This window comes from Pseudoalteromonas sp. BZK2 (assembly GCF_014349195.1).
GTDB classification, from domain to species: Bacteria; Pseudomonadota; Gammaproteobacteria; order Enterobacterales; family Alteromonadaceae; genus Pseudoalteromonas; species Pseudoalteromonas simplex.
The window spans coordinates 102,197-121,058 of sequence record NZ_JACSOG010000010.1 but is presented as its reverse complement, the minus strand read 5'-3'; the positions used below and the strand labels follow the sequence as shown (position 1 = coordinate 121,058).

Genomic DNA, 18,862 nt, shown 5'->3' with positions numbered 1-18,862 from the left:
AATATGAACTTTAGTCTATTTATAGTCAGTATTCACAGGATAAACTGGCAAAAAGCTGAATAAATTGCTATAAAAGCCGCTTAAATTTTCAAACACATCCACGTAAACCCTCTAACAAGTAAATCGCATGCTATTTCGCGATAAGTTTACGTGTTTATCTACTCATAAATAGGAAAAGTAAATGGCTAAACAAACCATCACAGTGATCAAAGGCGACGGCATTGGTCCTAGCATTATTGATTCAGCACTTGAGATCCTTAAAGCTGCAGGTTGCGATTTTGATTATGAATTCGTTGATGCTGGCCTTGCTGCCCTAGAAAAAACTGGTGAGTTACTTCCGCAAGAAACAATCGACACAATCGCGCGTAACAAGATCACTTTAAAAGGTCCATTAACAACACCAGTTGGTGAAGGTTTCACTTCGATCAACGTAACTTTACGTAAAAAGTTTGGCCTTTACGCTAACGTTCGTCCTGTTAAGTCATTTGCAGGTACAAAAGCTCGTTACGATGACATCGACATCATCACTATTCGTGAAAACACGCAAGGTATGTACTCAGGTCTTGGCCAAGTTGTTTCTGAAGATGGTAACGAAGCTGAAGCAATGTCAAAAATCACCCGTGAAGGTGCAGAAAAAATCGTTACTTTTGCATACGAACTAGCGGTACGTGAAGGCCGTAAAAAAGTAACAGCTGTACACAAAGCGAATATCCTTAAATCTACATCTGGTTTATTCTTAAAAGTGGCACGTGAAGTAGCTGAGCGTTACCCACAAATCGAATCAACCGAAATGATTGTTGATGCAACTTGTATGAAACTAGTTATGACTCCTGATGAGTTTGATGTAATCGTTACTACAAACTTATTCGGTGACATCCTATCTGACCTATGTGCTGGTCTTGTTGGTGGTTTAGGTATGGCTCCTGGCGCAAACATCAGTGAAGATGCAGCAATCTTCGAAGCTGTACACGGTAGTGCACCAGACATCGCAGGTAAAAACCTTGCAAACCCAACATCAGTGATCTTAGCATCTATCCAAATGCTGGAGCACTTAGGTATGGGCGACACTGCAGAGCGAATCCGTAGCGCAGTTGCTGATGTTATCAAGTCAGGCGACCGTACAACTCGCGACCTAGGCGGCAGCCACGGTACTACAGACTTCACTCAAGCTGTAATTGAGCGTCTATAATAGAACACTTGTTTAAGGCTAATAAATTTAGCCCTTAACCACCTAGCAAAAGCCAGTCTACGACTGGCTTTTTTATTACCCCAACTTAACCAGACATCCACTTTATCTAACAAGATTTAAACACATAAAACTAGACACCCACATTTATTCTTTCAAAATACTAACCAGACATCCAATTTAATATTTCTCACTTCTCAAAATTATGACTAAACTTACACTGTTCAACTCATGGAGGAGAAGAGCATGGCAACCCCTCGTAGAAACTTAATTAGCGTTTCAAACACGCCTTATTATCACTGCATTTCACGCTGCGTTCGTCGCGCTTTTTTGTGCGGGCAAGACCCACTAACTGGTCGCTCATTTGAACACAGACGCGATTGGGTTGAAAAGAAACTACTTCAACTTGGTCGTATATTTTGTATTGATGTTTGTGCTTACGCAGTTATGAGTAACCATACTCATCTAGTACTTCATATTGATATAGCAAAAGCAAATCGTTTGAATAATAAAGCGATTCTGATTAGATGGCACAAGTTATTTAAAAGTACATTCCTTTGCCAACGATTCTTAGATGGTGACTTACTTACACAAGCAGAAGTCACTGCGGTTAATACCAGAGTAAATTTATATCGAGAGAGGCTCAGTAGCATCAGTTGGTTTATGCGCGTTCTTAATGAGAGTGTTGCTCGAAAAGCAAATCAAGAAGATGAGTGTAAAGGACGCTTTTGGGAAGGTCGCTTTAAGTCACAAGCATTACTTGATGAAGCAGCTCTTGCAGCTTGCCTTGCTTATGTAGATTTAAATCCTGTTAGAGCGAAAGCGGCTGATTTACCTGAGCAATCTGACTACACCAGTATTAAATCTAGAATTAATGCAGCTCAAAACAATAAGCAACCAAAATCACTTATGCGTTTTGCAGGTAAACCACGTAAACATATGCCTAACGGACTACCTTTTGAGCTCAAAACATACCTACAACTGGTCGATTGGACTGGCCGCTCAATACGAGAAGATAAACCAGGGAAAATCCCAGAAGATGCATTACCAATTCTTGAACGATTAAATATTTGTATTGATAACTGGCTTACACTCACCACTTCCTTTACCCGCTCATTTAAAAATACTGCAGGTAAAGAACAAGCTATCACAGCTTATACAAATCATATGAAACGAAAACGAAGAAGCTCTATAGCTAATAGCTTAGCCTTATTTACTTAGTTACGCATTCTACACTAGAAATCAACCTTGCAAACCCAATCCTTTTAATTCTAGGAGCATAACGACTTTTGCAACTAGCGCTGACCAGTATGTAAAACTAAAAATTAACTCAGCACATAAGGCTGAAATTTAATAAATAACAATGAAAAATGACTATTCTTTCTGGCAATTCAGCTTGTTCTCAATAATTCACATCTTACTTAAGCTACATCTTTTTAAAAATAAGCTGGGTGTCTCATTAAACAGATTAAAAATAAGTTGGGTGTCTATTTAAAAATATCCAAACCTTATGGTAGTGAGGTGTTAAAGTGGGTGTCTAATTATAAAAAAGAAACCATTCTGATAGTAGCTAAGTTATGCAAGGCAGTAACGTAAATGTATTATCTATTGGTTTGATTAGCCATTTTCCACACGAACAACTCAATGCATAGTTACACCCCAAAACAATGACAGCTAAGCATCTAGATGCAACAAAAATATCAAAAAACTCAAATAAAGAAAAATTAATGCAAAAAGCTACATTTACGGTTGACATCAGTTTTCAAAACGCTTAAAAATACTCCTAACATTTTTTAAACAGCAGCCATCTAGTCGGCTGTGCATTTTTTAGAAGAAAATTAAAAAATAATGAATATTCGCCGTCACCTTTTAGTCGTCAACGTTCTCGTACTGGTCTTAGTTACAAGCCCAGCGGGAGGCTATTAAAAGGTGAAAGCACGCTTTTTAAAAAACCCCCGCCATATGCGGGGGTTTTTTTATGCATTTATGCTTGCACACACAGAGGAATGAGGATGAGTACAACTGAATACAATGGATCCGAACTAGTTGTTCGGGCACTTAAAGAATTGAATGTTAAGTATATTTTTGGCTACCCAGGTGGCTCTGTTCTTGATTTATATGACGCGTTATTTCAACAAGAAGATATTGAACATATCTTAGTACGTCACGAACAAGCAGCAACTCATATGGCTGATGGTTATGCTCGTGCTACCGGTGAAGTCGGTGTGGTGCTAGCAACGTCAGGCCCTGGCGCGACAAACTGTGTAACAGGTATCGCGACAGCATACATGGACTCTATCCCAATGGTGGTGTTATCTGGCCAAGTTCCTACTGGTTTAATTGGTGATGATGCATTCCAAGAAACAGATATTGTTGGTTGTTCTCGCCCTATCGTAAAGCACAGCTATAACTGTCGTAGCGCAAAAGATATTCCAACAATCTTAGCAAAAGCATTCTACTTAGCCAGCACAGGCCGCCCTGGCCCGGTTGTGGTTGAATTACCTAAAGATATGCTTAACCCTGAGTTAAAGTTCCCATTCGAATTTCCAAAAACAACTGAACTTCGAACTTATAACCCGAACACTAAAGGCCACTCAAAACAAATTCGCAAAGCAGTGAGCGCAATTTTAGAAGCTAAAAAACTGGTTATTTACTCAGGTGGCGGCATTATTCTATCAAATACCTCTGAGCAACTGACTCACTTGGTTGAATCATTAAACGCGCCTATCACTAACACCTTAATGGGTCTAGGTGGTATCAGCGGTACTCACCCTAACTTTATTGGTATGTTAGGTATGCATGGTAGCCTTGAGGCAAATAAAGCCATGGCAAACGCTGATGTTATTTTAGCTTTAGGTGCTCGATTCGATGATCGGGTAACGAATAACGTTAAAAAGTTCTGCCCTAATGCCACTATCGTTCATGTTGATGTTGACCCAACCTCAATTTCTAAAACAATTAAAGCGCACATCCCGGTTGTTGGCTGCTTGAAAACAGTGCTTGAGCAGTTACAAACGGCGATTGATAAAAGCCCTATTTCAATTGATCGTTCTGCACAAGAAGACTGGTGGCGTCAAATCATTAGCTGGCGTGAACAAAAATGCCTAAGCTACAGCACTGATGGCGATAAAATCAAACCACAAGCGGTTATCGAGGCAATTTACAAAGCAACCAATGGTGATGCTTACATCAGCTCTGATGTAGGTCAGCATCAAATGTTTGCAGCTCAGTATTATCCGTTTAAACACCCTCGCCAATGGATTAACTCTGGTGGCTTAGGCACCATGGGCTTTGGTTTACCTGCGGCAATGGGCGTTAAGCTTGCCTTCCCTGATAAAGAGTCTATCTGTGTGACGGGTGATGGTTCAATTCAGATGAACATTCAAGAGCTATCAACTTGCTTACAATACAATTTAGCTGTGAAAGTTGTGTCGTTGAATAACCGTTCACTGGGCATGGTACGTCAGTGGCAAGATATGATGTATTCAGGTCGTCACTCATCTTCTTACATGGAATCACTTCCCGATTTCGTGAAATTAGTAGAAAGCTATGGCCACGTAGGTATTCGCGTTGATCATATTGATGAGCTTCAGCCTGCTATTGAAAAAGCCATGTCTATTAACGACAGACTGGTATTTTTAGACATCTGTGTAGATGAAAAAGAACATGTTTACCCTATGCAAATCAAGCTAGGGGCAGTCGATGATATGTGGTTACGTAAAGGAGTAAAAGCATAATGCGCCGTATTTTATCAATCTTATTAGAAAACGAACCTGGCTCGTTATCGCGCATTGTAGGCTTATTTTCACAGCGCGCTTACAACATCGATAGCCTGACTGTTGGCACGACTGACGATCATTCTCTTTCGCGTATTACCATTACAACCATGGGTGATGATCGTATCGTTGAGCAAATCACTAAACAAGTGAACAAGCTTGTAGATGTTCTTAAGATTATTGACTTAACCGAAATGGCGCACATCGAGCGTGAGCTATTATTAGTGAAAGTTTTTGCCCAAGATGAAACCACTCGAGCAGCAGTAACGCGTGTTGCTGATGTATTCCAAGGTGCTATTTTAGATATGGGGCGCCACAGCTACACACTACAACTCGTAGCGAGCACAGAAAAAATTGAATCTTTCCTTGATACTTTGCGTCATGAATCAGACATTATTGAAGTGGTACGTTCAGGTGCGGTTGGTATTGGTCGTGGTGATAAAGCGTTAAAGGCATAAGCCTTTTTCGCTAGCGCGACAAAACTCCAGATACAAAAAAAGGGCTATAAGCCCTTTTTTCAATAATTAGTAAGTTACCCTATTAAGGATTAACTTGGTCTTTAAGACCTTTACCCGCTTTAAAGCTTGGGATAGTTGCTGCTGCGATTTGGATTTCTGCACCAGTTTGTGGGTTACGGCCAGTACGCGCTGCGCGCTCTTTTACTGAGAAAGTACCGAAACCAACTAATGCTACTGAGTTACCTTCTTTAAGAGAGCTAGTAACTGCGCCAGTGAATGCATCTAGTGCACGAGTTGCTGCCGCTTTTGAGATTTCTGCATCAGTAGCAATTTTTTCAACTAATTGAGCTTTATTCATTGTTAGATTCCTATTCGTTATTATTTTGCCTTCGCAAAACCTATCTTTATGCATTTTTGAGAAGTTAGCAACAGCTAATTGCTATTTTTACGTAATTTATTCAAAAATGACTACTATTTAACTATCAATCACAAGGTTAGTGACATCAGTATTAATAAAGGCTTAATTAAACTTCCATCACAAAATTTTATGATAGCCAAACCATCATTCAATTTTCTCGATAACCAAGGTAACTTCCCCGACCTCAAAGCCAAACTTATCAATAGCGGTACGGTTTATCAAGCGTGATTGTGTTACCAAGTACATCCAATCATCGAAATTTACCACTAAAGTACTACCATCATATGGAAGCTCGACAGAATATGTCCAATGGAACACACTTCCATTGCTCTCACCCTTTGCTTCGCCAATCACATCTGATGCTGTCCCTGTGATACTGCCATCATCATTAATGGTGATGTACCAAACACGGGTTTGCGTTTCGCCATCATCATAAACAAATTGCTCGTCAATCACTCCCTGATTGCCGTTCCAAGATGCTTGCATGTCAACTACCAGCTTACGTGTTAACTCGCCCTTGTGGTCTTGCACAACGCCGTAGGCTTTGAGCTCTCCACTAAAAAACTGCTTAAAGTCAAACTTAGGCTCTGTTCCTTGATAATAATCAACATCAGGCGCAGAGCAGCTGGTAATTAACAGTACCATAGCAAAAATAAAGAGTGCTTTGAGCTTAATCATGTTTCCCTCCAATAAGCTGTTTACGAAGTGATGGTTCAGACGTGTCGGCGCTTAACCAAATTGCTAAGAAGTTATCAGCGAATTTATTATCATCGATCTGACCTAGCTTTTTATCATTAAAGTAAAAAGTACCGACTCCTTGCTCGTTTGTCAGAAACGACAAAGAATCGTTTTTTTTGATATCAGGCCAAAGGGCTAATAATTGTTTATCGTAAGCACCTACCATGTCATTGAGCTTTAAATGTTGCCATTGCTCGTTGGTTGCTTTGACGATGTCTTTCGCATCGAAATCCCGCAAATAAGTGAGTGTTAGTTTGCTGGGGTGTTGGCCAAACTGATACGAACCCGATGGGGTCTCTAATTTAGCGTTATAAACATCCCAAAACAGATACTCCATTTTCGCTTGGCCCACCGTTTTAAAGCCATTTGCATACACGCCCGCAGAGAACAATAACGCAACAAATAAACTTAAATTAAGTGACTGTTTCATCGAATAATCCTTAAAGTTGTGTTGTAAAACACTACGAAAAACCACCTAAAACTGATCATTTAGCCGCTAAAAATCGCTTATTAATAGCGATTATCGCCATAAACATACTTGCCCAACCCAAACCATAAACGAGCCAAAACTGCCAAAGAACGAGCTCAGTATTAAGCACTTCAAAGCGCATTCCAGCATAGTAACTAGCAGGAGCAAATAGCGCGCAAACACCCCAAGCAATATACCAAGGCAGCTTTTGTAGAAAGTGCATCGAAGTATTAATGGTTAAAAGTAGTGCAGCCCAAAGTACAGCAAGCCATAGAGGAAAAGGGCTTACTTTAAAGGCAAGTAAATTTAAGCTGCTGGCAAGCCATTCATAGCCCAGTGCGAGAGGCAAACCACATAAGAGTAGCCAACTATCTTGCTGGCGTTGCTTTGATAGATAAATCATCAAAGCGACAACAGCTAAAGCGGGTATCAGAGAGTTTTGCTCAAGGAGTAAGGCCATAAACCAGACTCCTTGAAACAAAACAAAATTAATAATCGAGCGCGATATCATCGCCAGAATGGCCAAAACGAGGTTTACGGGCAACTAAGTGCACTGTACTTATAGCACGGGTTCTGAACGCACCTTCACAGTAAGCTAAATAAAATAACCATAAACGATAGAATCGCTGGTCAAATTTAACTTTATCTATTTCAGGCCAGCTAGCGACAAAGCGCTCGCGCCAATCAGCCAGTGTTCTTGCATAGTGAACACCAATATCTTTTACACTGTGCACAACCATGTCTGTTTGCTGCTTTATTTGCTTATTCATTTCGTCTAAGCAAGGCAAACAACCACCTGGGAAGATGTACTGCTGAATAAAATCGGAATTTTTGAGGTAATGGCTATAACGCTGATCAGCTATGGTGATTGCTTGAATAAGCATGGCACCACTGTCTTTTAATAAAGACTGACATTTTGCAAAAAAGCCAGGCAAATACTCATGACCAACAGCTTCAATCATTTCAATTGATACAAGCTTATCGTACTTGCCCTCTAAGAGGCGGTAATCCTGCTTTAATAACGTTATTTTATGCTCAAGGTTAAGCTCTTTAACCTTTTGTTCAACATAGGCATGTTGCTCATCAGAAATGGTGGTCGTTGTTACATGGCAATCAAAATGTGTTGCTGCATAAATCGCAAATGCGCCCCACCCTGTGCCAATCTCAATCACCGAATCACCTGGTTGTAAATCAACCTGCTCACAAATCAATGCGAGTTTGTGCGCTTGGGCCTGTTCAAGGCTAGCTTGTTTTGACGGGTAAACAGCACATGAATACAACATTTCGTCACTTAAAAATGCACTGTATAAATCGTTGCCTAAATCATAGTGAGCCGCAATGTTCTTTTTTGAACCGCTTGCTGAGTTTTTATTTTTAATGTGATTAACTCGGTGCGCAATGCCACTCAAGAAGGCGAATTTTTTCTCGAATGCATCTAGCTGCTCTTGATTAAGGGCAAATATTTCGATAAGTTTAGTGAGGTTGTCACAATCCCAATAGCCGAGAATATAAGCCTCTCCGGCACCCACACTGCCAGATAACGCAAATGACTTATACATAGCAGCATCATTTACCGTGACCGTTGCGTGTAAATCACTTGTAATGTCACCGAATTGCTCTGTTTGGTTACCCTCTTTAAGAGTAATGCAACCGATGTTGATACTGTTGAATGCACCTATTACCAGTTTTTTATAAAGCTTTGTCATCCAGCCGGTCGTTTGGGCTTGTGTTAAATTTGATACTTTTTCCATCACATCACCTAGTTGAATTCTCTTATTTGCCCGAGTGGCCAATAAATGGCACACGTTTGCAAAACAACTTCAAAGCATGAAGGTAAATACCTTTAAAAATACTTAACGTCATAGCCGGAAACTGTTTAAGCACGGCACTAACCTGCTCTTTCGTGAGAGGCTGCTTTTGCAAACGCAGGGTTGCATCAAACAAAAGAGTGTCGTCTTTTTTATTTTCAATATGAATCATGGTGTTATCAGAATTCATTCTAATATGCCAATGATAGTTCATATCTAAGTTCATGAAAGGTGATACGGAGAAAACCTTTTTAAAGTTCACTTTTTTTTCAAGGGGTACGACATAATAATGACGTTCATTCCAGGGCGTGTTGCTGACTTCAGCAAGCATGTGAGTGAACTCGCCATGACTAGTTTGGAAGAAGAAAAAGTTAACCGGGCTAAAATAAATTCCTAAACAGCGCACCTGTCCGAGCATAAAAACATGGGTAAATTCATCGTCAATGCCAAGCTCTTTAATTTTGTTAAGTGCACGCTGCTTGAGTGGCAACTGCATATCGGTTTGATAATTAAAATAGTCGCTCTGATTAAATTTAAGCGCCTTGAAACCACTTAAGCCAAGCCAAGGATGAACTCCATTAAGCTCATCAGGCTTAGCTAAATCGACCCACATCATATAAAGCGGGTATTTAAAGTGATGCTCTTTGACGGCAAAGCGCCTGTGGCGAACATCACCTACATAAATGGCGCTATTCAAACTCGACTCCGAGTTGCTTTGCCACATTTACAGCACTTCTTACACCATCTTCGTGGAAACCGTTGTACCAATAAGCACCGCAAAAATAGCTATTATTTTTACCGTCAATAAGAGACTTTTGCTGCAGAGCGGCAATCGACTGCTTATTAAATACCGGGTGATGATAGGTAAACTCGCGTAAAATTTTATCTTTATCAATGCCATCAAGGTGGTTAAGCGTGACACAAAATTGCGTGTTGCTCTTAATGCCTTGCAAAATATTCATCTGATAAGTCACAACAGCAGCTTTGTCTGTGTTGTTATTTAACAGATAATTCCAACTCGCCCATGCTGCTTTGCGTTTTGGTAGCAGTGAAGTATCAGTGTGTAGTACCACTGAATTAGCCGTATAAGGTATCGCTGAGAGAACACTTTTTTCGTCTTCGCTTGGGTCTAATAACAGCTTTAAAGCTTGATCTGAGTGGCAAGCAAACACAACTTTATCGAATGATTCACTGTGGCCATCATCAAAATGAACATGCACACTGTCATCTTTACGAGATACCGAGCTGATATTACTATTTAAACGAATTTTATCAGCAAAACCTTGGATCATAGGTTTAATGTATTCGCGAGAGCCACCCGGAATAACATACCACTGCGGACGATTAGTGATGTCCAACAAACCATGGTTATAAAAGAACTTAACAAAAAACTCTACGCCAACTTGCGCCATCTCTTTAATGCTTGTTGACCAAATAGCAGCGCCCATCGGCAAGATATAATGAAAACGGAAAAACTCGTTAAAGTCATGCTCGTCTAAAAACTCGCCTAGAGTTTGATTTTCTTTGTAATTTTTTTCAGCATGCAATGATTTACATACATCATTAAAACGCACAATGTCTTTTAAAAGTTTCCAAAATTTAGGACGAAAGATATTGCGCTTTTGTGCGAACAAGCTCCAAAAAGTGTGGCCGTTGTATTCAAAGCCCGTTTGCTCATTATGCACACTAAAGCTCATTTGGGTCTTCTGACGGTCAACGCCCAAGTGCTTTAGTAGCTTTTCAAAATATGGGTAAGTTCGGTCGTTAAAGACAATAAAGCCTGTATCAACAGCGTACTCAACGCCATCAACTTTTACGTCTATGGTTGCAGTATGGCCACCTATGTAGTCGTTTTTTTCAAATACGGTTACATCGTAGTGTTTATGCAATAGGTGTGCACAGCTTAAACCCGCTATGCCAGATCCAATAACAGCCACTTTTTTCAACGTGATAATCCTTTTGCAAGCTTCAGCCAAAGTGGCGTAGGAAGCATTCTTAAAAATTTTAAAATGAAGGTAAAACGGTGCGGAAAGTGCACTTCTTTGCGCCTTTTCGCGACCCCTTTATAAATATAATTTGCCGCTTTTTCTGCACTCACCGCCATAGGCATAGGAAAGTCGTTTTTATCAGTCAGCGGCGTTTTAACAAAACCAGGGTGAACTAAAGTGACATCGATATCTTTTAAATCAACCGCTAAGCTATTAGCTAAATAACTTACACCGGCTTTAGACGCACCATATGCTTGGCTGCGCGGTAAGGGTAAATAAGTCACACTAGAGCTTACGAGCACCAGCTGACCACCGGGCTTTATTTTTGGTAATAGCGCCTCAAGACAATAGCCCATACTGAGCAGATTGGTCGTGACTACCCGTTCAAACAAGCTACTGTCAAAATTGCGAGCATCATCAATGTACTCACAATTGCCAGCATTTAAAATAACCCGGTCAAATTGCGTATAAGCCACTGTGCTCGAACGAATATCTTGAAGGTCTGTTGCATCAAACTGGCAAGACTCAATATTTTGATGTTGGCTCAATTTAGCAAGCTTTTCTGAATTTCTACCGCATGCAATGACCTGTTCATTATTGTCTGCATAAAGCGTTGCTAATGACTCGCCAATACCTGAAGTTGCACCTGTAATTAATGTCGTCATTATGCACTCGCTCTTTTATCAATGTATTTCACAGCCGAGCCAAGCACGGGAATATGCCTGTAAAGCATAGCGCCTACGTCAAAATAGTCGCGATGATTAATTATTTTATCGCCAGCAAACTTTAAACGACTATGGCCTGCAACCGAGATTGCTTGGCCTTTGTTAAGCTTTGGATGTCGATATTGCATAGTCCAATAGATAAACGCGATGTCGTCTTTGCCCTCGGTATTTTCAGTAACATAGCTGTCTTCAATAACAAATTTGCAAGAAAGTACATTGGCGTAAAGGTTTTTGAAGTATTCACGCAGTTCCCCAAGACCATTTACCGCATGCAAGGGATCTGCGAAATTAATATCTGTATGATAGATTTCATTCAGTAACTGTAAATTGTCTTTATTGAGTGTTTGATAAACATCAATAAACCTATCAAGGATCGCCTTGTCCATGTCACACCTTAAATGCGTTAAGCGCTCGCTCTCGTGCGGCTTTATGATCAACAATTGCTGGCCAATAACTGCTCGACTTACCCTGTTTCGCTAGATAATCATGCGGAAAATGGATTTGCTTAGCAGGTATTTTTTCCAGCTCTGGTAAATATTTACGGATAAATTCACCATCTGGATCAAACCGCTCGCTTTGGGTGATAGGGTTAAAAATTCGGAAATATGGCTGAGCATCACACCCCGTACTTGCAGCCCATTGCCAGCCACCGTTATTAGATGCAAGGTCGCCGTCTATTAGGTGCTGCATAAAAAAACGCTCGCCTTTACGCCAATCAATTAATAAATGCTTGGTTAAAAAGCTCGCAACCACCATGCGTAATCGGTTATGCATCCAGCCAGTTTGCAGAAGCTGCCTCATTGCAGCATCAACTAACGGGTAGCCTGTTTTACCTTCGCACCATGCTTTAAAGTCGCTGTCATCATCACGCCATTTCACAGCGTTGTATTTATCATTAAAATTTTCGTACTTATTTAGGTTTGGATAAATCGCGATAAGATGGCGATAAAACTCACGCCAAATCAATTCGTTAACCCAACAAAACAAGTTACTTTTACTGCTACGTAGTACATCAGGGTGACGCTGCTGGATCAGTGCCAATAATTGATGAACGCTGACAATACCAAGGGCTAAATAAGGGCTTAAACCCGAGGTGCCTTTAATGCTTGGGATATCTCGTTGGTCTTGATATGTTGCGAGTTTTTCTTCAATAAAGCGCGCGCAAACGTGGCTGAGTGTTTCATCATCAACAGGCCATTTTTCTGAGCTGCCGTCTGGGGCCAATAACTCATTTGGCTGCCACTCAGTGGGCTCAAACATCTGTGGCGGCTCAGCAAAATAAAAGTGGGTGTCTTGATAAACTTTTAGCCATGCATTTTTAAATGGCGTAAATACTTTGAACATCTCACCGCTTTGATTTTTAATGCTTCCCGGCGGCGCAATCACATCGCCGTCGTATGCGTAAAAAGCAATCCCATTGCTGTCAGCGTGCTGTAAAAAGGCTTTATCTCGGTTTACTTCGTTAAGCTCATATTCGTTGTTAGCGTAGACATTTTTTACTTGATGTTGCTCGCAAAATGACGCTAATTTTTCAACACAACCAGCGTAATCGGCTGCATCAATAATATGTAATTGAATGCCTTTACTGGCTAAAAGCTCACCTAAAAAGTGAAGCCTACGCTTCAATAAATCTAGCTGAATAGCAGCTACATCATGCTTTTGCCATTGCTTTTCAGTAATAAAAAACACTGCATTTCGACAGCCATTTTCGATTGCCTGATACAAGGCATCGTTATTAAAAAGGCGCAGATCGCGCCTAAACCAAAATAATGTGTTCATTAAATTCCGTAGCGTAGTTTTAATTCGTTCGGATAAGGGTCAAGGTACACTTGCTTTGCAAGGTACTCATTTGGATGCACTTTTAAATGATGCTTAATTAACGTAAGAGGTACATAAAGTGGCACTAAACCTTGACGGTATTCATCAATGGCATCTCGCAGTTCTTGCTTTTCAATCTTGGAAAGCGATTTTTTAAAGTAACCTTGTAAATGCATTAAGGTGTTGGCGTTATTTTTACGAGAAGCTGGTTTTTTAAGGGCTATCATTAACCCTAAAATGTATTCATCAGCCAATGTTTGGATATCTTCACCGTCAAAAGTGCCAAGTAGATTTCCTAAGCTACGGTAAGCCTCGTAGTTATGCGCCATCAATAAGTACTTATATTGGGCATGAAACTGAGTCAATCGATGTACTGTGAGTGGTTGTTCGCTTAATGTTTGCCAGTGCTTGTAGGTATAAACACGCATTACAAAGTTTTCGCGAAGGTGCATATCATTTAAACGACCGTTTTCTTCGCATGGTAACAATGGGTTATGTGCCATTATTTGCTCTGCAAAAAAGCCAACGCCTTCCGAGGTGTTACCTGTACCCGCTTCATTGTAGATTTTAATTCGTTCCATACCGCAACTAGGACTTTTCGCGCAAAATACAAAGCCACTTAATTCTGCCGTTTGTTCTGTGGCAACGCGTTTACCGTATTCTGTTAACTTAGGACCAACATCGCCAGTACCATCTGGGCGGCACACTTTAATAGTATCGCCAACACGCACTTGGCGGATCGTTGGCCGAGGGATTGGCAACCCTACCGCTACTTCAGGACAAAACTTTTTATATTCAACATGGTTAGCCAACTCATCCATGCAAAAATTAGATTTTTTGTGCCCGCTGTCAAAGCGAACCTTGTCGCCTGCTAAGCAGGCGCTTAAACCAATTTTAATTGTCGATTGCTGCATATAAACTCTACTAATAGATAAGATTACCAATTGGGTTCAGTAATTTACTAATACCTTTATTGAAGTGTAGGGCACTACTTACAACTGTAAAGCACAAGCACCCTTCAATCGTTTTTGGTGTGTGATTGTGACGACCATCAAGCATCATAAAGTCACCTGGTACATAGTGTCCGTCTTCATCACTAAACTCCCCATCTAATAATAAAGTGAGCTCAAAACCTGTATGTGTGTGATCTGGAATTTCACCACCCGCATCAATATGAAGCAAGCTTGCTCGTAATGGACCATCCTCTAAATCAATACGAGAGCGGGCAAGCTTACCAATTTGCATAAACTTGCTGTGGCCAATACGCGTGAGCGCTCTGGGTAAGGTGTAGGTTTTGTCTTTAACATTAACCGATACCTGCGCTTGCTCGTACACTTCATCAATCGTTTCATCAGCGGTGATCGCATCAAACAAACTAGAATCGAACATATCATCCAGATCAACATCAGATTCGGCAAATACATTGTCTGCATTTTTCGCTTCAAGCGCAGCAAGCTCTTTTTGACACACAGGACACATTTCAACATGAATAGCGACTGCAACACTCAAAGAGGCAGGTAGATTCCCTTCACTGAACTTGGCAAGTAATTCGTTGCTAGGATGGTGCTTAATCATGGTGATCTCCCATTTCATTGCGTAACTTCTGCAAGGCTAAGCGAAGACGAGACTTCACTGTGCCTACGGGAATATTTAAATGTTCAGCAAGCTGTTCTTGCGACATATCTTGGAAATATACACCGCGCACAACTTCACGTTGCGCAAGGGGTAATTTATCAAGGTATTGTTTAATCTGTTTATCTTCTAAATGGTCACTAAATTCGTGTTGGCCCGGCTCGGCTTCATCTATCAATGGCCAAATATCTTCACTAATACACTCTTCTTTGCTGCTCTTCATTTTTCTGAGCATATCGAAAGAAGCATTACGCATTACTGTGTATACCCAGGTTGTCGCCGCCCCTTTTTCTTTGTGATAAAGATGCGCTTTACGCCAAACTGAGGTTAGTGTTTCTTGAACTAATTCCATCGCTTGCGCTTCAGAGCCAAATTGTTTGATTCCAAAACGTTTTATTTTTGGCGAAAAATATTGGAACAGCACAGCAAACGCACGCTTATCACGGTGCGTTGCTACAGCAAATAAGGCATCAGCAAGCTCTTTGCTTGGTGTATCTGGCATGGCAGAATATTGACCTGTGTTAGGTTTACAACCGGTTTGAAGTTGTTGACTTACCATCTTTGTGTCATCCAATTATTGTCGTAAAAACTTATACGCCAAAAAGTTGATGTGAGATCACATTAATCAGTAAATTCGTTGTTAATTAGAGTATGGAGGAAACTTAGCAAGTTTTCAAAATTAGATTTAAAGGCAAGTTGTTGTTTTTTAACTAATGAAATAGGCAAAATTTCGAGCCAGCGGGCAACAACCCAAGCAAGGTTATCAAATTGTGGGGTTTTATAAAGGCCAGCTAAATCAGGCTGATTTGCAAACACAGCACGAAGCGTGTCGCTCAATAGAGTGTTTTCGTCATTGATTGGTGTGTTTACATACCATGAAGGCGATGTAATTAGTTCGATGTCAGCATGGCGTAGTTGCTGCTTATCCTGATACGCGTTATGCATAGACACGGCATGTTCAGCATAAACATCAATTAGTAATTGGCCACTATCATCTTGATTGAAGTCGGTTATTTGCACTAAACAACCTATTTCGGGCAAGTTAAGATCTGTATCGTGTTGATAAGTGCACAGCACAAAACCTGTATTATCTTGTACCGCTTCTTTGACCATCGTTAAGTAACGCTGCTCAAAAATTCTTAGCTTGGTGAACCCTTCAGGTAAAATAAAAACCGGTAAAGGAAAAATCGCACGCTTCATAAAGTCTACTATTCTAAAACCACATGCCTTTAATTACGTGCGCTTTTAATCCGCCGATCAATATTTCATGAAATCTTAATATCTACTTTGTACTCTAGAAATTGAACCATTGCGCAACGTTACGAAATAATTCGATTGATGCATACGCACTGAGTAAACTCAAAACCGGTGCAACCATAAGTAAAAATAAGCTGATTTCACTACTCATTGTCTTGTTTCCTTACTGCTTGTTTGTTGCTTTAGGAGCTTGAGCAATTTTTACTTCGTCTTCTTTCGAAGCAATTGCATCTTCACTCATGTAAGTATCTAGTAACTTTTGAGCATCAAACTCAATGCTGTTCATTACGCTTTCTTTCAATTCAATGCTTGCTTGTTGAACATAGCTTTTAACAGATTGTGTAATGGTGTTGCTGATATCTAATTCAAAGTCAGTAGCGCTTGCTTGAGTTGACCCTAATACAAGTAACGCAGCAGTAGTTAATTTAAGTGAGTTATTCATAGTGGTATTCCTTGTCTCTTTAAGTAATTAGTCGTAATTACTTAATCAAAGGTTGTGCCACACTGAAAATATTTTTTAACCAATTGATTTTTAAAGATTTAAATATAATTTTATTTTTCAACCTCATTCAGGATTGGTTAATATAACCAACGAATTTAAATATTTTGACCAATATTTAGTGAAAAAATAAGCATTGCCAACTTCAGCGCACACTTGTACACTGAAACTGTTTTATTCACTCATTTTTAGTAGATAGATATGACAGAACAACTCCCTTATTCACGCCAAGAAGAACAACTTAACGTGCTTACTCACGGCATGGGAGTCCTGTTTGCGGTATATGTGCTGTGGGATTTAATTTCACAATCTAAAGTTGTGTCAGCTACGGTGAGCGCCATCGTGTACGGCTCAAGCCTACTGGTATTATTTTTAGCCTCGACCTTATATCACGCCAGTACCAGAGAGCGTATACGAGCCATTTATAAAAAATGTGACCACTGTGCGATTTACTTGCTTATTGCCGGAACCTACACGCCTTATTTAGTTATTTCGTTATCTGGGGCTTGGGCAATTGCTGCTTTAGTGTTTATTTGGTCTTTAGCGCTTGGTGGTGTTGCATATAAATTACTGGTCAAAAACACGAATAAAAAAGTCTCTCTCGCTACCTATTTATTAATGGGCTGGTTTGCATTAGCACTTGTTTACCCACTTTATTTGAATCTTGATTTAAGCGCTTTATGGTGGTTGCTAGCTGGCGGGATTGCGTACAGTTTAGGCACTGTTTTTTACAGCGCTAAAACCCGCCATTACAGCCATGCAATTTGGCACGTATTCGTGTTAATTGGCTGTGTTTGTCATTACCTATCAATTAGCTTGTATGTTTATTAGTCCCACTGGTGCAGGCGCATATTAATTTTAGTCTTATTAAAGGTAACACCTTCACTGAGTAGTTTTTGTCGTTGCTCCAGATGCTTATTGCTGCCTTCAGGAAACGATATTTTCCCCTGGCTATTAACTACCCGATGCCAAGGAATGTTTGAGCCTTCGGGCATTACTTTTAATAACCTGCCCACTAACCTTGAGTTATTAGGGTATCCTGCAAGCTTTGCTACTTGCCCATAACTGGCAACTTTTCCCTCAGGAATGGCACAAATAATGGTATAAATTAACTCTTCTTTAGTTGCCTGCTGCACGACTCGACTCCAAATAATGTTTACTGACCTCGCTAAAATCTTGCCAAATAGCTCTTGCAACAGGGCCATGATGAACCGAGTGCTGTCTAAATACACGAATTTCTGCGCCAAACTGGTGTTCACGGTCGACAATTTTAATTTGCTGCAATAAACCTGCGTCGATTTCTGCTTGGCAATGTTGCAAACTGATCATTGCCCAGCCCGCACCAGAAAGTAAAAATGACTTAACACTGGTTATATCGTCAATTTTCATTAATGCAGAGCCTAGCGTATAAGAAAGCCTATCACTGTCAAAACTCAAGTCGCTTTCAAACATGGCCAAACACGGGTAATTTTGAATATCTGCAAAACTGATTTCACAAGGCACCACATCAGGCGCACTGACAATACCGATATCAAATTTACCAATCGGTAAACTTTCGAGATCCCCTGTTGCATGAAACAAATCAAACCAAGGGCCAATTCCTAAATCAGCCTGATGACTATTAACCTGCTCAAGAGATACAAAGCGCTTCCCTGAAGAAATACTAAACTCTGTACTGGCAAAACGTTTGAAGGTTTGGCTGATCACTTGGTTATAGCTGTTTTGATGGCAAAGCTGCTCATAGCAAATTTTATAATTGGCTTCATTACCTAGTGCCAGCTCTTTAGCAAGTGAACTTAACTCACTGTTTGCATTAAGTAATAAGCGGGCCTCACGATAAAAAATACGGCCTTTTTCTGTGAGGTGTAACCTGTATTGACTGCGGTCTAGTAGTTCAAACCCTAGCTCTGATTCTAGCTTTTTGATTGCTAACGTGAGCGCGGGTTGAGTCTTATGCAATTTAAGTGCGGCTTGGCTCAAACTAGAGCTTTGCACAATAGCATCTAGAATGATTAATTGATTTAAATTCATTAATGGCAAACTATATAAATAAAACTTATGCTGTTTCTAAAATTTAATAATTTTTATTT

Annotated in this window: 22 protein-coding genes; 5 read left to right on the top strand and 17 right to left on the bottom strand. The window is 40.2% G+C overall.

The window, feature by feature from the left end:
• Positions 1-181: 181 nt before the first annotated feature.
• The 4 genes from BIZ38_RS08020 to ilvN all read left to right on the top strand — a co-directional run bounded on the left by BIZ38_RS08020 (position 182) and on the right by ilvN (position 5,420).
• Positions 182-1,189: an isocitrate dehydrogenase gene (locus tag BIZ38_RS08020; protein ID WP_054552001.1), complete on the top strand. Its 1,008-nt coding sequence runs from the start codon at positions 182-184 to the stop codon at positions 1,187-1,189.
• A 243-nt stretch (positions 1,190-1,432) separates the two neighbouring features.
• A complete protein-coding gene (locus BIZ38_RS08015) occupies positions 1,433-2,407 on the top strand; it encodes a transposase (RefSeq protein WP_187490060.1) in 975 nt (324 codons plus the stop codon).
• A gap of 791 nt (positions 2,408-3,198) precedes the next feature.
• Positions 3,199-4,923 carry an acetolactate synthase 3 large subunit gene (locus tag BIZ38_RS08010; RefSeq protein WP_166340826.1) on the top strand — a complete coding sequence of 575 codons (1,725 nt, stop codon included), beginning with the start codon at positions 3,199-3,201 and terminating at the stop codon, positions 4,921-4,923.
• Positions 4,923-5,420, top strand: coding sequence for an acetolactate synthase small subunit (gene ilvN / locus BIZ38_RS08005; RefSeq protein WP_054551998.1), 498 nt, complete (start codon positions 4,923-4,925; stop codon positions 5,418-5,420). Before BIZ38_RS08010 ends, ilvN begins: the two co-directional genes overlap by 1 nt.
• 82 nt (positions 5,421-5,502) lie before the next feature.
• Here ilvN and BIZ38_RS08000 read toward each other — a convergent pair whose 3' ends face one another.
• The 15 genes from BIZ38_RS08000 to BIZ38_RS07930 all read right to left on the bottom strand — a co-directional run bounded on the left by BIZ38_RS08000 (position 5,503) and on the right by BIZ38_RS07930 (position 16,715).
• Positions 5,503-5,778, bottom strand: a complete 276-nt coding sequence (locus BIZ38_RS08000; RefSeq protein WP_004586404.1) for an HU family DNA-binding protein — start codon at positions 5,776-5,778, stop codon at positions 5,503-5,505.
• Positions 5,779-5,982: 204 nt separating this feature from the next.
• Positions 5,983-6,516 (bottom strand): DUF3833 domain-containing protein, encoded by a 534-nt coding sequence (locus BIZ38_RS07995; protein ID WP_054562353.1) that lies wholly within the window; start codon positions 6,514-6,516, stop codon positions 5,983-5,985.
• Positions 6,509-7,006 carry a chalcone isomerase family protein gene (locus BIZ38_RS07990; protein WP_187490059.1) on the bottom strand — a complete coding sequence of 166 codons (498 nt, stop codon included), beginning with the start codon at positions 7,004-7,006 and terminating at the stop codon, positions 6,509-6,511. Before BIZ38_RS07990 ends, BIZ38_RS07995 begins: the two co-directional genes overlap by 8 nt.
• Positions 7,007-7,061: 55 nt before the next feature.
• Positions 7,062-7,556: a DUF2878 family protein gene (locus BIZ38_RS07985; protein ID WP_187490058.1), complete on the bottom strand. Its 495-nt coding sequence runs from the start codon at positions 7,554-7,556 to the stop codon at positions 7,062-7,064.
• Entirely contained in the window at positions 7,534-8,796 is a 1,263-nt protein-coding gene (locus tag BIZ38_RS07980; RefSeq protein ID WP_187490057.1) for an SAM-dependent methyltransferase, read from the bottom strand. The genes BIZ38_RS07985 and BIZ38_RS07980 overlap by 23 nt, the downstream gene beginning before the upstream one ends.
• A 22-nt stretch (positions 8,797-8,818) precedes the next feature.
• On the bottom strand, positions 8,819-9,550 hold the full coding sequence (locus BIZ38_RS07975) for a DUF1365 domain-containing protein (RefSeq protein WP_138616594.1): 732 nt from the start codon (positions 9,548-9,550) through the stop codon (positions 8,819-8,821).
• Complete coding sequence (locus BIZ38_RS07970) at positions 9,543-10,799, bottom strand: NAD(P)/FAD-dependent oxidoreductase (protein ID WP_187490056.1); 1,257 nt, start codon at positions 10,797-10,799, stop codon at positions 9,543-9,545. The genes BIZ38_RS07975 and BIZ38_RS07970 overlap by 8 nt, the downstream gene beginning before the upstream one ends.
• Complete coding sequence (locus BIZ38_RS07965; protein WP_054551991.1) at positions 10,796-11,506, bottom strand: SDR family NAD(P)-dependent oxidoreductase; 711 nt, start codon at positions 11,504-11,506, stop codon at positions 10,796-10,798. The genes BIZ38_RS07970 and BIZ38_RS07965 overlap by 4 nt, the downstream gene beginning before the upstream one ends.
• Entirely contained in the window at positions 11,506-11,952 is a 447-nt protein-coding gene (locus BIZ38_RS07960; RefSeq protein WP_187490055.1) for a nuclear transport factor 2 family protein, read from the bottom strand. Before BIZ38_RS07960 ends, BIZ38_RS07965 begins: the two co-directional genes overlap by 1 nt.
• A 1-nt stretch (position 11,953) precedes the next feature.
• A complete protein-coding gene (phrB, locus tag BIZ38_RS07955; RefSeq protein ID WP_187490054.1) occupies positions 11,954-13,345 on the bottom strand; it encodes a deoxyribodipyrimidine photo-lyase in 1,392 nt (463 codons plus the stop codon).
• Positions 13,345-14,298 carry a YbgA family protein gene (locus BIZ38_RS07950; RefSeq protein WP_187490053.1) on the bottom strand — a complete coding sequence of 318 codons (954 nt, stop codon included), beginning with the start codon at positions 14,296-14,298 and terminating at the stop codon, positions 13,345-13,347. Before BIZ38_RS07950 ends, phrB begins: the two co-directional genes overlap by 1 nt.
• Before the next feature lie 10 nt (positions 14,299-14,308).
• Complete coding sequence (locus BIZ38_RS07945; RefSeq protein WP_187490052.1) at positions 14,309-14,959, bottom strand: ChrR family anti-sigma-E factor; 651 nt, start codon at positions 14,957-14,959, stop codon at positions 14,309-14,311.
• Positions 14,952-15,575 (bottom strand): sigma-70 family RNA polymerase sigma factor, encoded by a 624-nt coding sequence (locus BIZ38_RS07940; protein ID WP_054551986.1) that lies wholly within the window; start codon positions 15,573-15,575, stop codon positions 14,952-14,954. Before BIZ38_RS07940 ends, BIZ38_RS07945 begins: the two co-directional genes overlap by 8 nt.
• Before the next feature lie 62 nt (positions 15,576-15,637).
• Positions 15,638-16,216 (bottom strand): LON peptidase substrate-binding domain-containing protein, encoded by a 579-nt coding sequence (locus tag BIZ38_RS07935; protein ID WP_138599476.1) that lies wholly within the window; start codon positions 16,214-16,216, stop codon positions 15,638-15,640.
• A 220-nt stretch (positions 16,217-16,436) separates the two neighbouring features.
• Positions 16,437-16,715 carry a hypothetical protein gene (locus BIZ38_RS07930; protein WP_063707548.1) on the bottom strand — a complete coding sequence of 93 codons (279 nt, stop codon included), beginning with the start codon at positions 16,713-16,715 and terminating at the stop codon, positions 16,437-16,439.
• Between the two features lie 258 nt (positions 16,716-16,973).
• Between BIZ38_RS07930 and trhA the strand changes: the two genes are divergently transcribed.
• Positions 16,974-17,603, top strand: a complete 630-nt coding sequence (gene trhA, locus BIZ38_RS07925) for a PAQR family membrane homeostasis protein TrhA (protein ID WP_187490051.1) — start codon at positions 16,974-16,976, stop codon at positions 17,601-17,603.
• Here trhA and BIZ38_RS07920 read toward each other — a convergent pair.
• Positions 17,600-17,908 carry an MGMT family protein gene (locus BIZ38_RS07920; protein ID WP_316247577.1) on the bottom strand — a complete coding sequence of 103 codons (309 nt, stop codon included), beginning with the start codon at positions 17,906-17,908 and terminating at the stop codon, positions 17,600-17,602. The genes trhA and BIZ38_RS07920 overlap by 4 nt on opposite strands.
• The gene (locus BIZ38_RS07915) at positions 17,892-18,803 is read right to left on the bottom strand and encodes a LysR family transcriptional regulator (RefSeq protein WP_119852979.1); all 912 of its coding nucleotides are present in this window, start codon (positions 18,801-18,803) and stop codon (positions 17,892-17,894) included. The genes BIZ38_RS07920 and BIZ38_RS07915 overlap by 17 nt, the downstream gene beginning before the upstream one ends.
• Between the last annotated feature and the right edge of the window lie 59 nt (positions 18,804-18,862).

Bases quoted from the DNA above. Each gene is read 5' to 3' on its own strand.
- BIZ38_RS07995 (WP_054562353.1), bottom strand. From the start codon at position 6,516: ATGATTAAGCTCAAAGCACTCTTTATTTTTGCTATGGTACTGTTAATT.
- BIZ38_RS07960 (WP_187490055.1), bottom strand. From the start codon at position 11,952: ATGGACAAGGCGATCCTTGATAGGTTTATTGATGTTTATCAAACACTC.
- BIZ38_RS07915 (WP_119852979.1), bottom strand. From the start codon at position 18,803: ATGAATTTAAATCAATTAATCATTCTAGATGCTATTGTGCAAAGCTCT.
- BIZ38_RS07930 (WP_063707548.1), bottom strand. From the start codon at position 16,715: ATGAATAACTCACTTAAATTAACTACTGCTGCGTTACTTGTATTAGGG.
- BIZ38_RS08015 (WP_187490060.1), top strand. From the start codon at position 1,433: ATGGCAACCCCTCGTAGAAACTTAATTAGCGTTTCAAACACGCCTTAT.
- BIZ38_RS08010 (WP_166340826.1), top strand. From the start codon at position 3,199: ATGAGTACAACTGAATACAATGGATCCGAACTAGTTGTTCGGGCACTT.
- BIZ38_RS08020 (WP_054552001.1), top strand. From the start codon at position 182: ATGGCTAAACAAACCATCACAGTGATCAAAGGCGACGGCATTGGTCCT.
- BIZ38_RS07935 (WP_138599476.1), bottom strand. From the start codon at position 16,216: ATGAAGCGTGCGATTTTTCCTTTACCGGTTTTTATTTTACCTGAAGGG.
- BIZ38_RS07965 (WP_054551991.1), bottom strand. From the start codon at position 11,506: ATGACGACATTAATTACAGGTGCAACTTCAGGTATTGGCGAGTCATTA.
- BIZ38_RS07950 (WP_187490053.1), bottom strand. From the start codon at position 14,298: ATGCAGCAATCGACAATTAAAATTGGTTTAAGCGCCTGCTTAGCAGGC.
- phrB (WP_187490054.1), bottom strand. From the start codon at position 13,345: ATGAACACATTATTTTGGTTTAGGCGCGATCTGCGCCTTTTTAATAAC.
- BIZ38_RS07985 (WP_187490058.1), bottom strand. From the start codon at position 7,556: ATGATATCGCGCTCGATTATTAATTTTGTTTTGTTTCAAGGAGTCTGG.
- BIZ38_RS08000 (WP_004586404.1), bottom strand. From the start codon at position 5,778: ATGAATAAAGCTCAATTAGTTGAAAAAATTGCTACTGATGCAGAAATC.
- ilvN (WP_054551998.1), top strand. From the start codon at position 4,923: ATGCGCCGTATTTTATCAATCTTATTAGAAAACGAACCTGGCTCGTTA.
- BIZ38_RS07945 (WP_187490052.1), bottom strand. From the start codon at position 14,959: ATGATTAAGCACCATCCTAGCAACGAATTACTTGCCAAGTTCAGTGAA.
- BIZ38_RS07990 (WP_187490059.1), bottom strand. From the start codon at position 7,006: ATGAAACAGTCACTTAATTTAAGTTTATTTGTTGCGTTATTGTTCTCT.
- BIZ38_RS07940 (WP_054551986.1), bottom strand. From the start codon at position 15,575: ATGGTAAGTCAACAACTTCAAACCGGTTGTAAACCTAACACAGGTCAA.
- trhA (WP_187490051.1), top strand. From the start codon at position 16,974: ATGACAGAACAACTCCCTTATTCACGCCAAGAAGAACAACTTAACGTG.
- BIZ38_RS07980 (WP_187490057.1), bottom strand. From the start codon at position 8,796: ATGGAAAAAGTATCAAATTTAACACAAGCCCAAACGACCGGCTGGATG.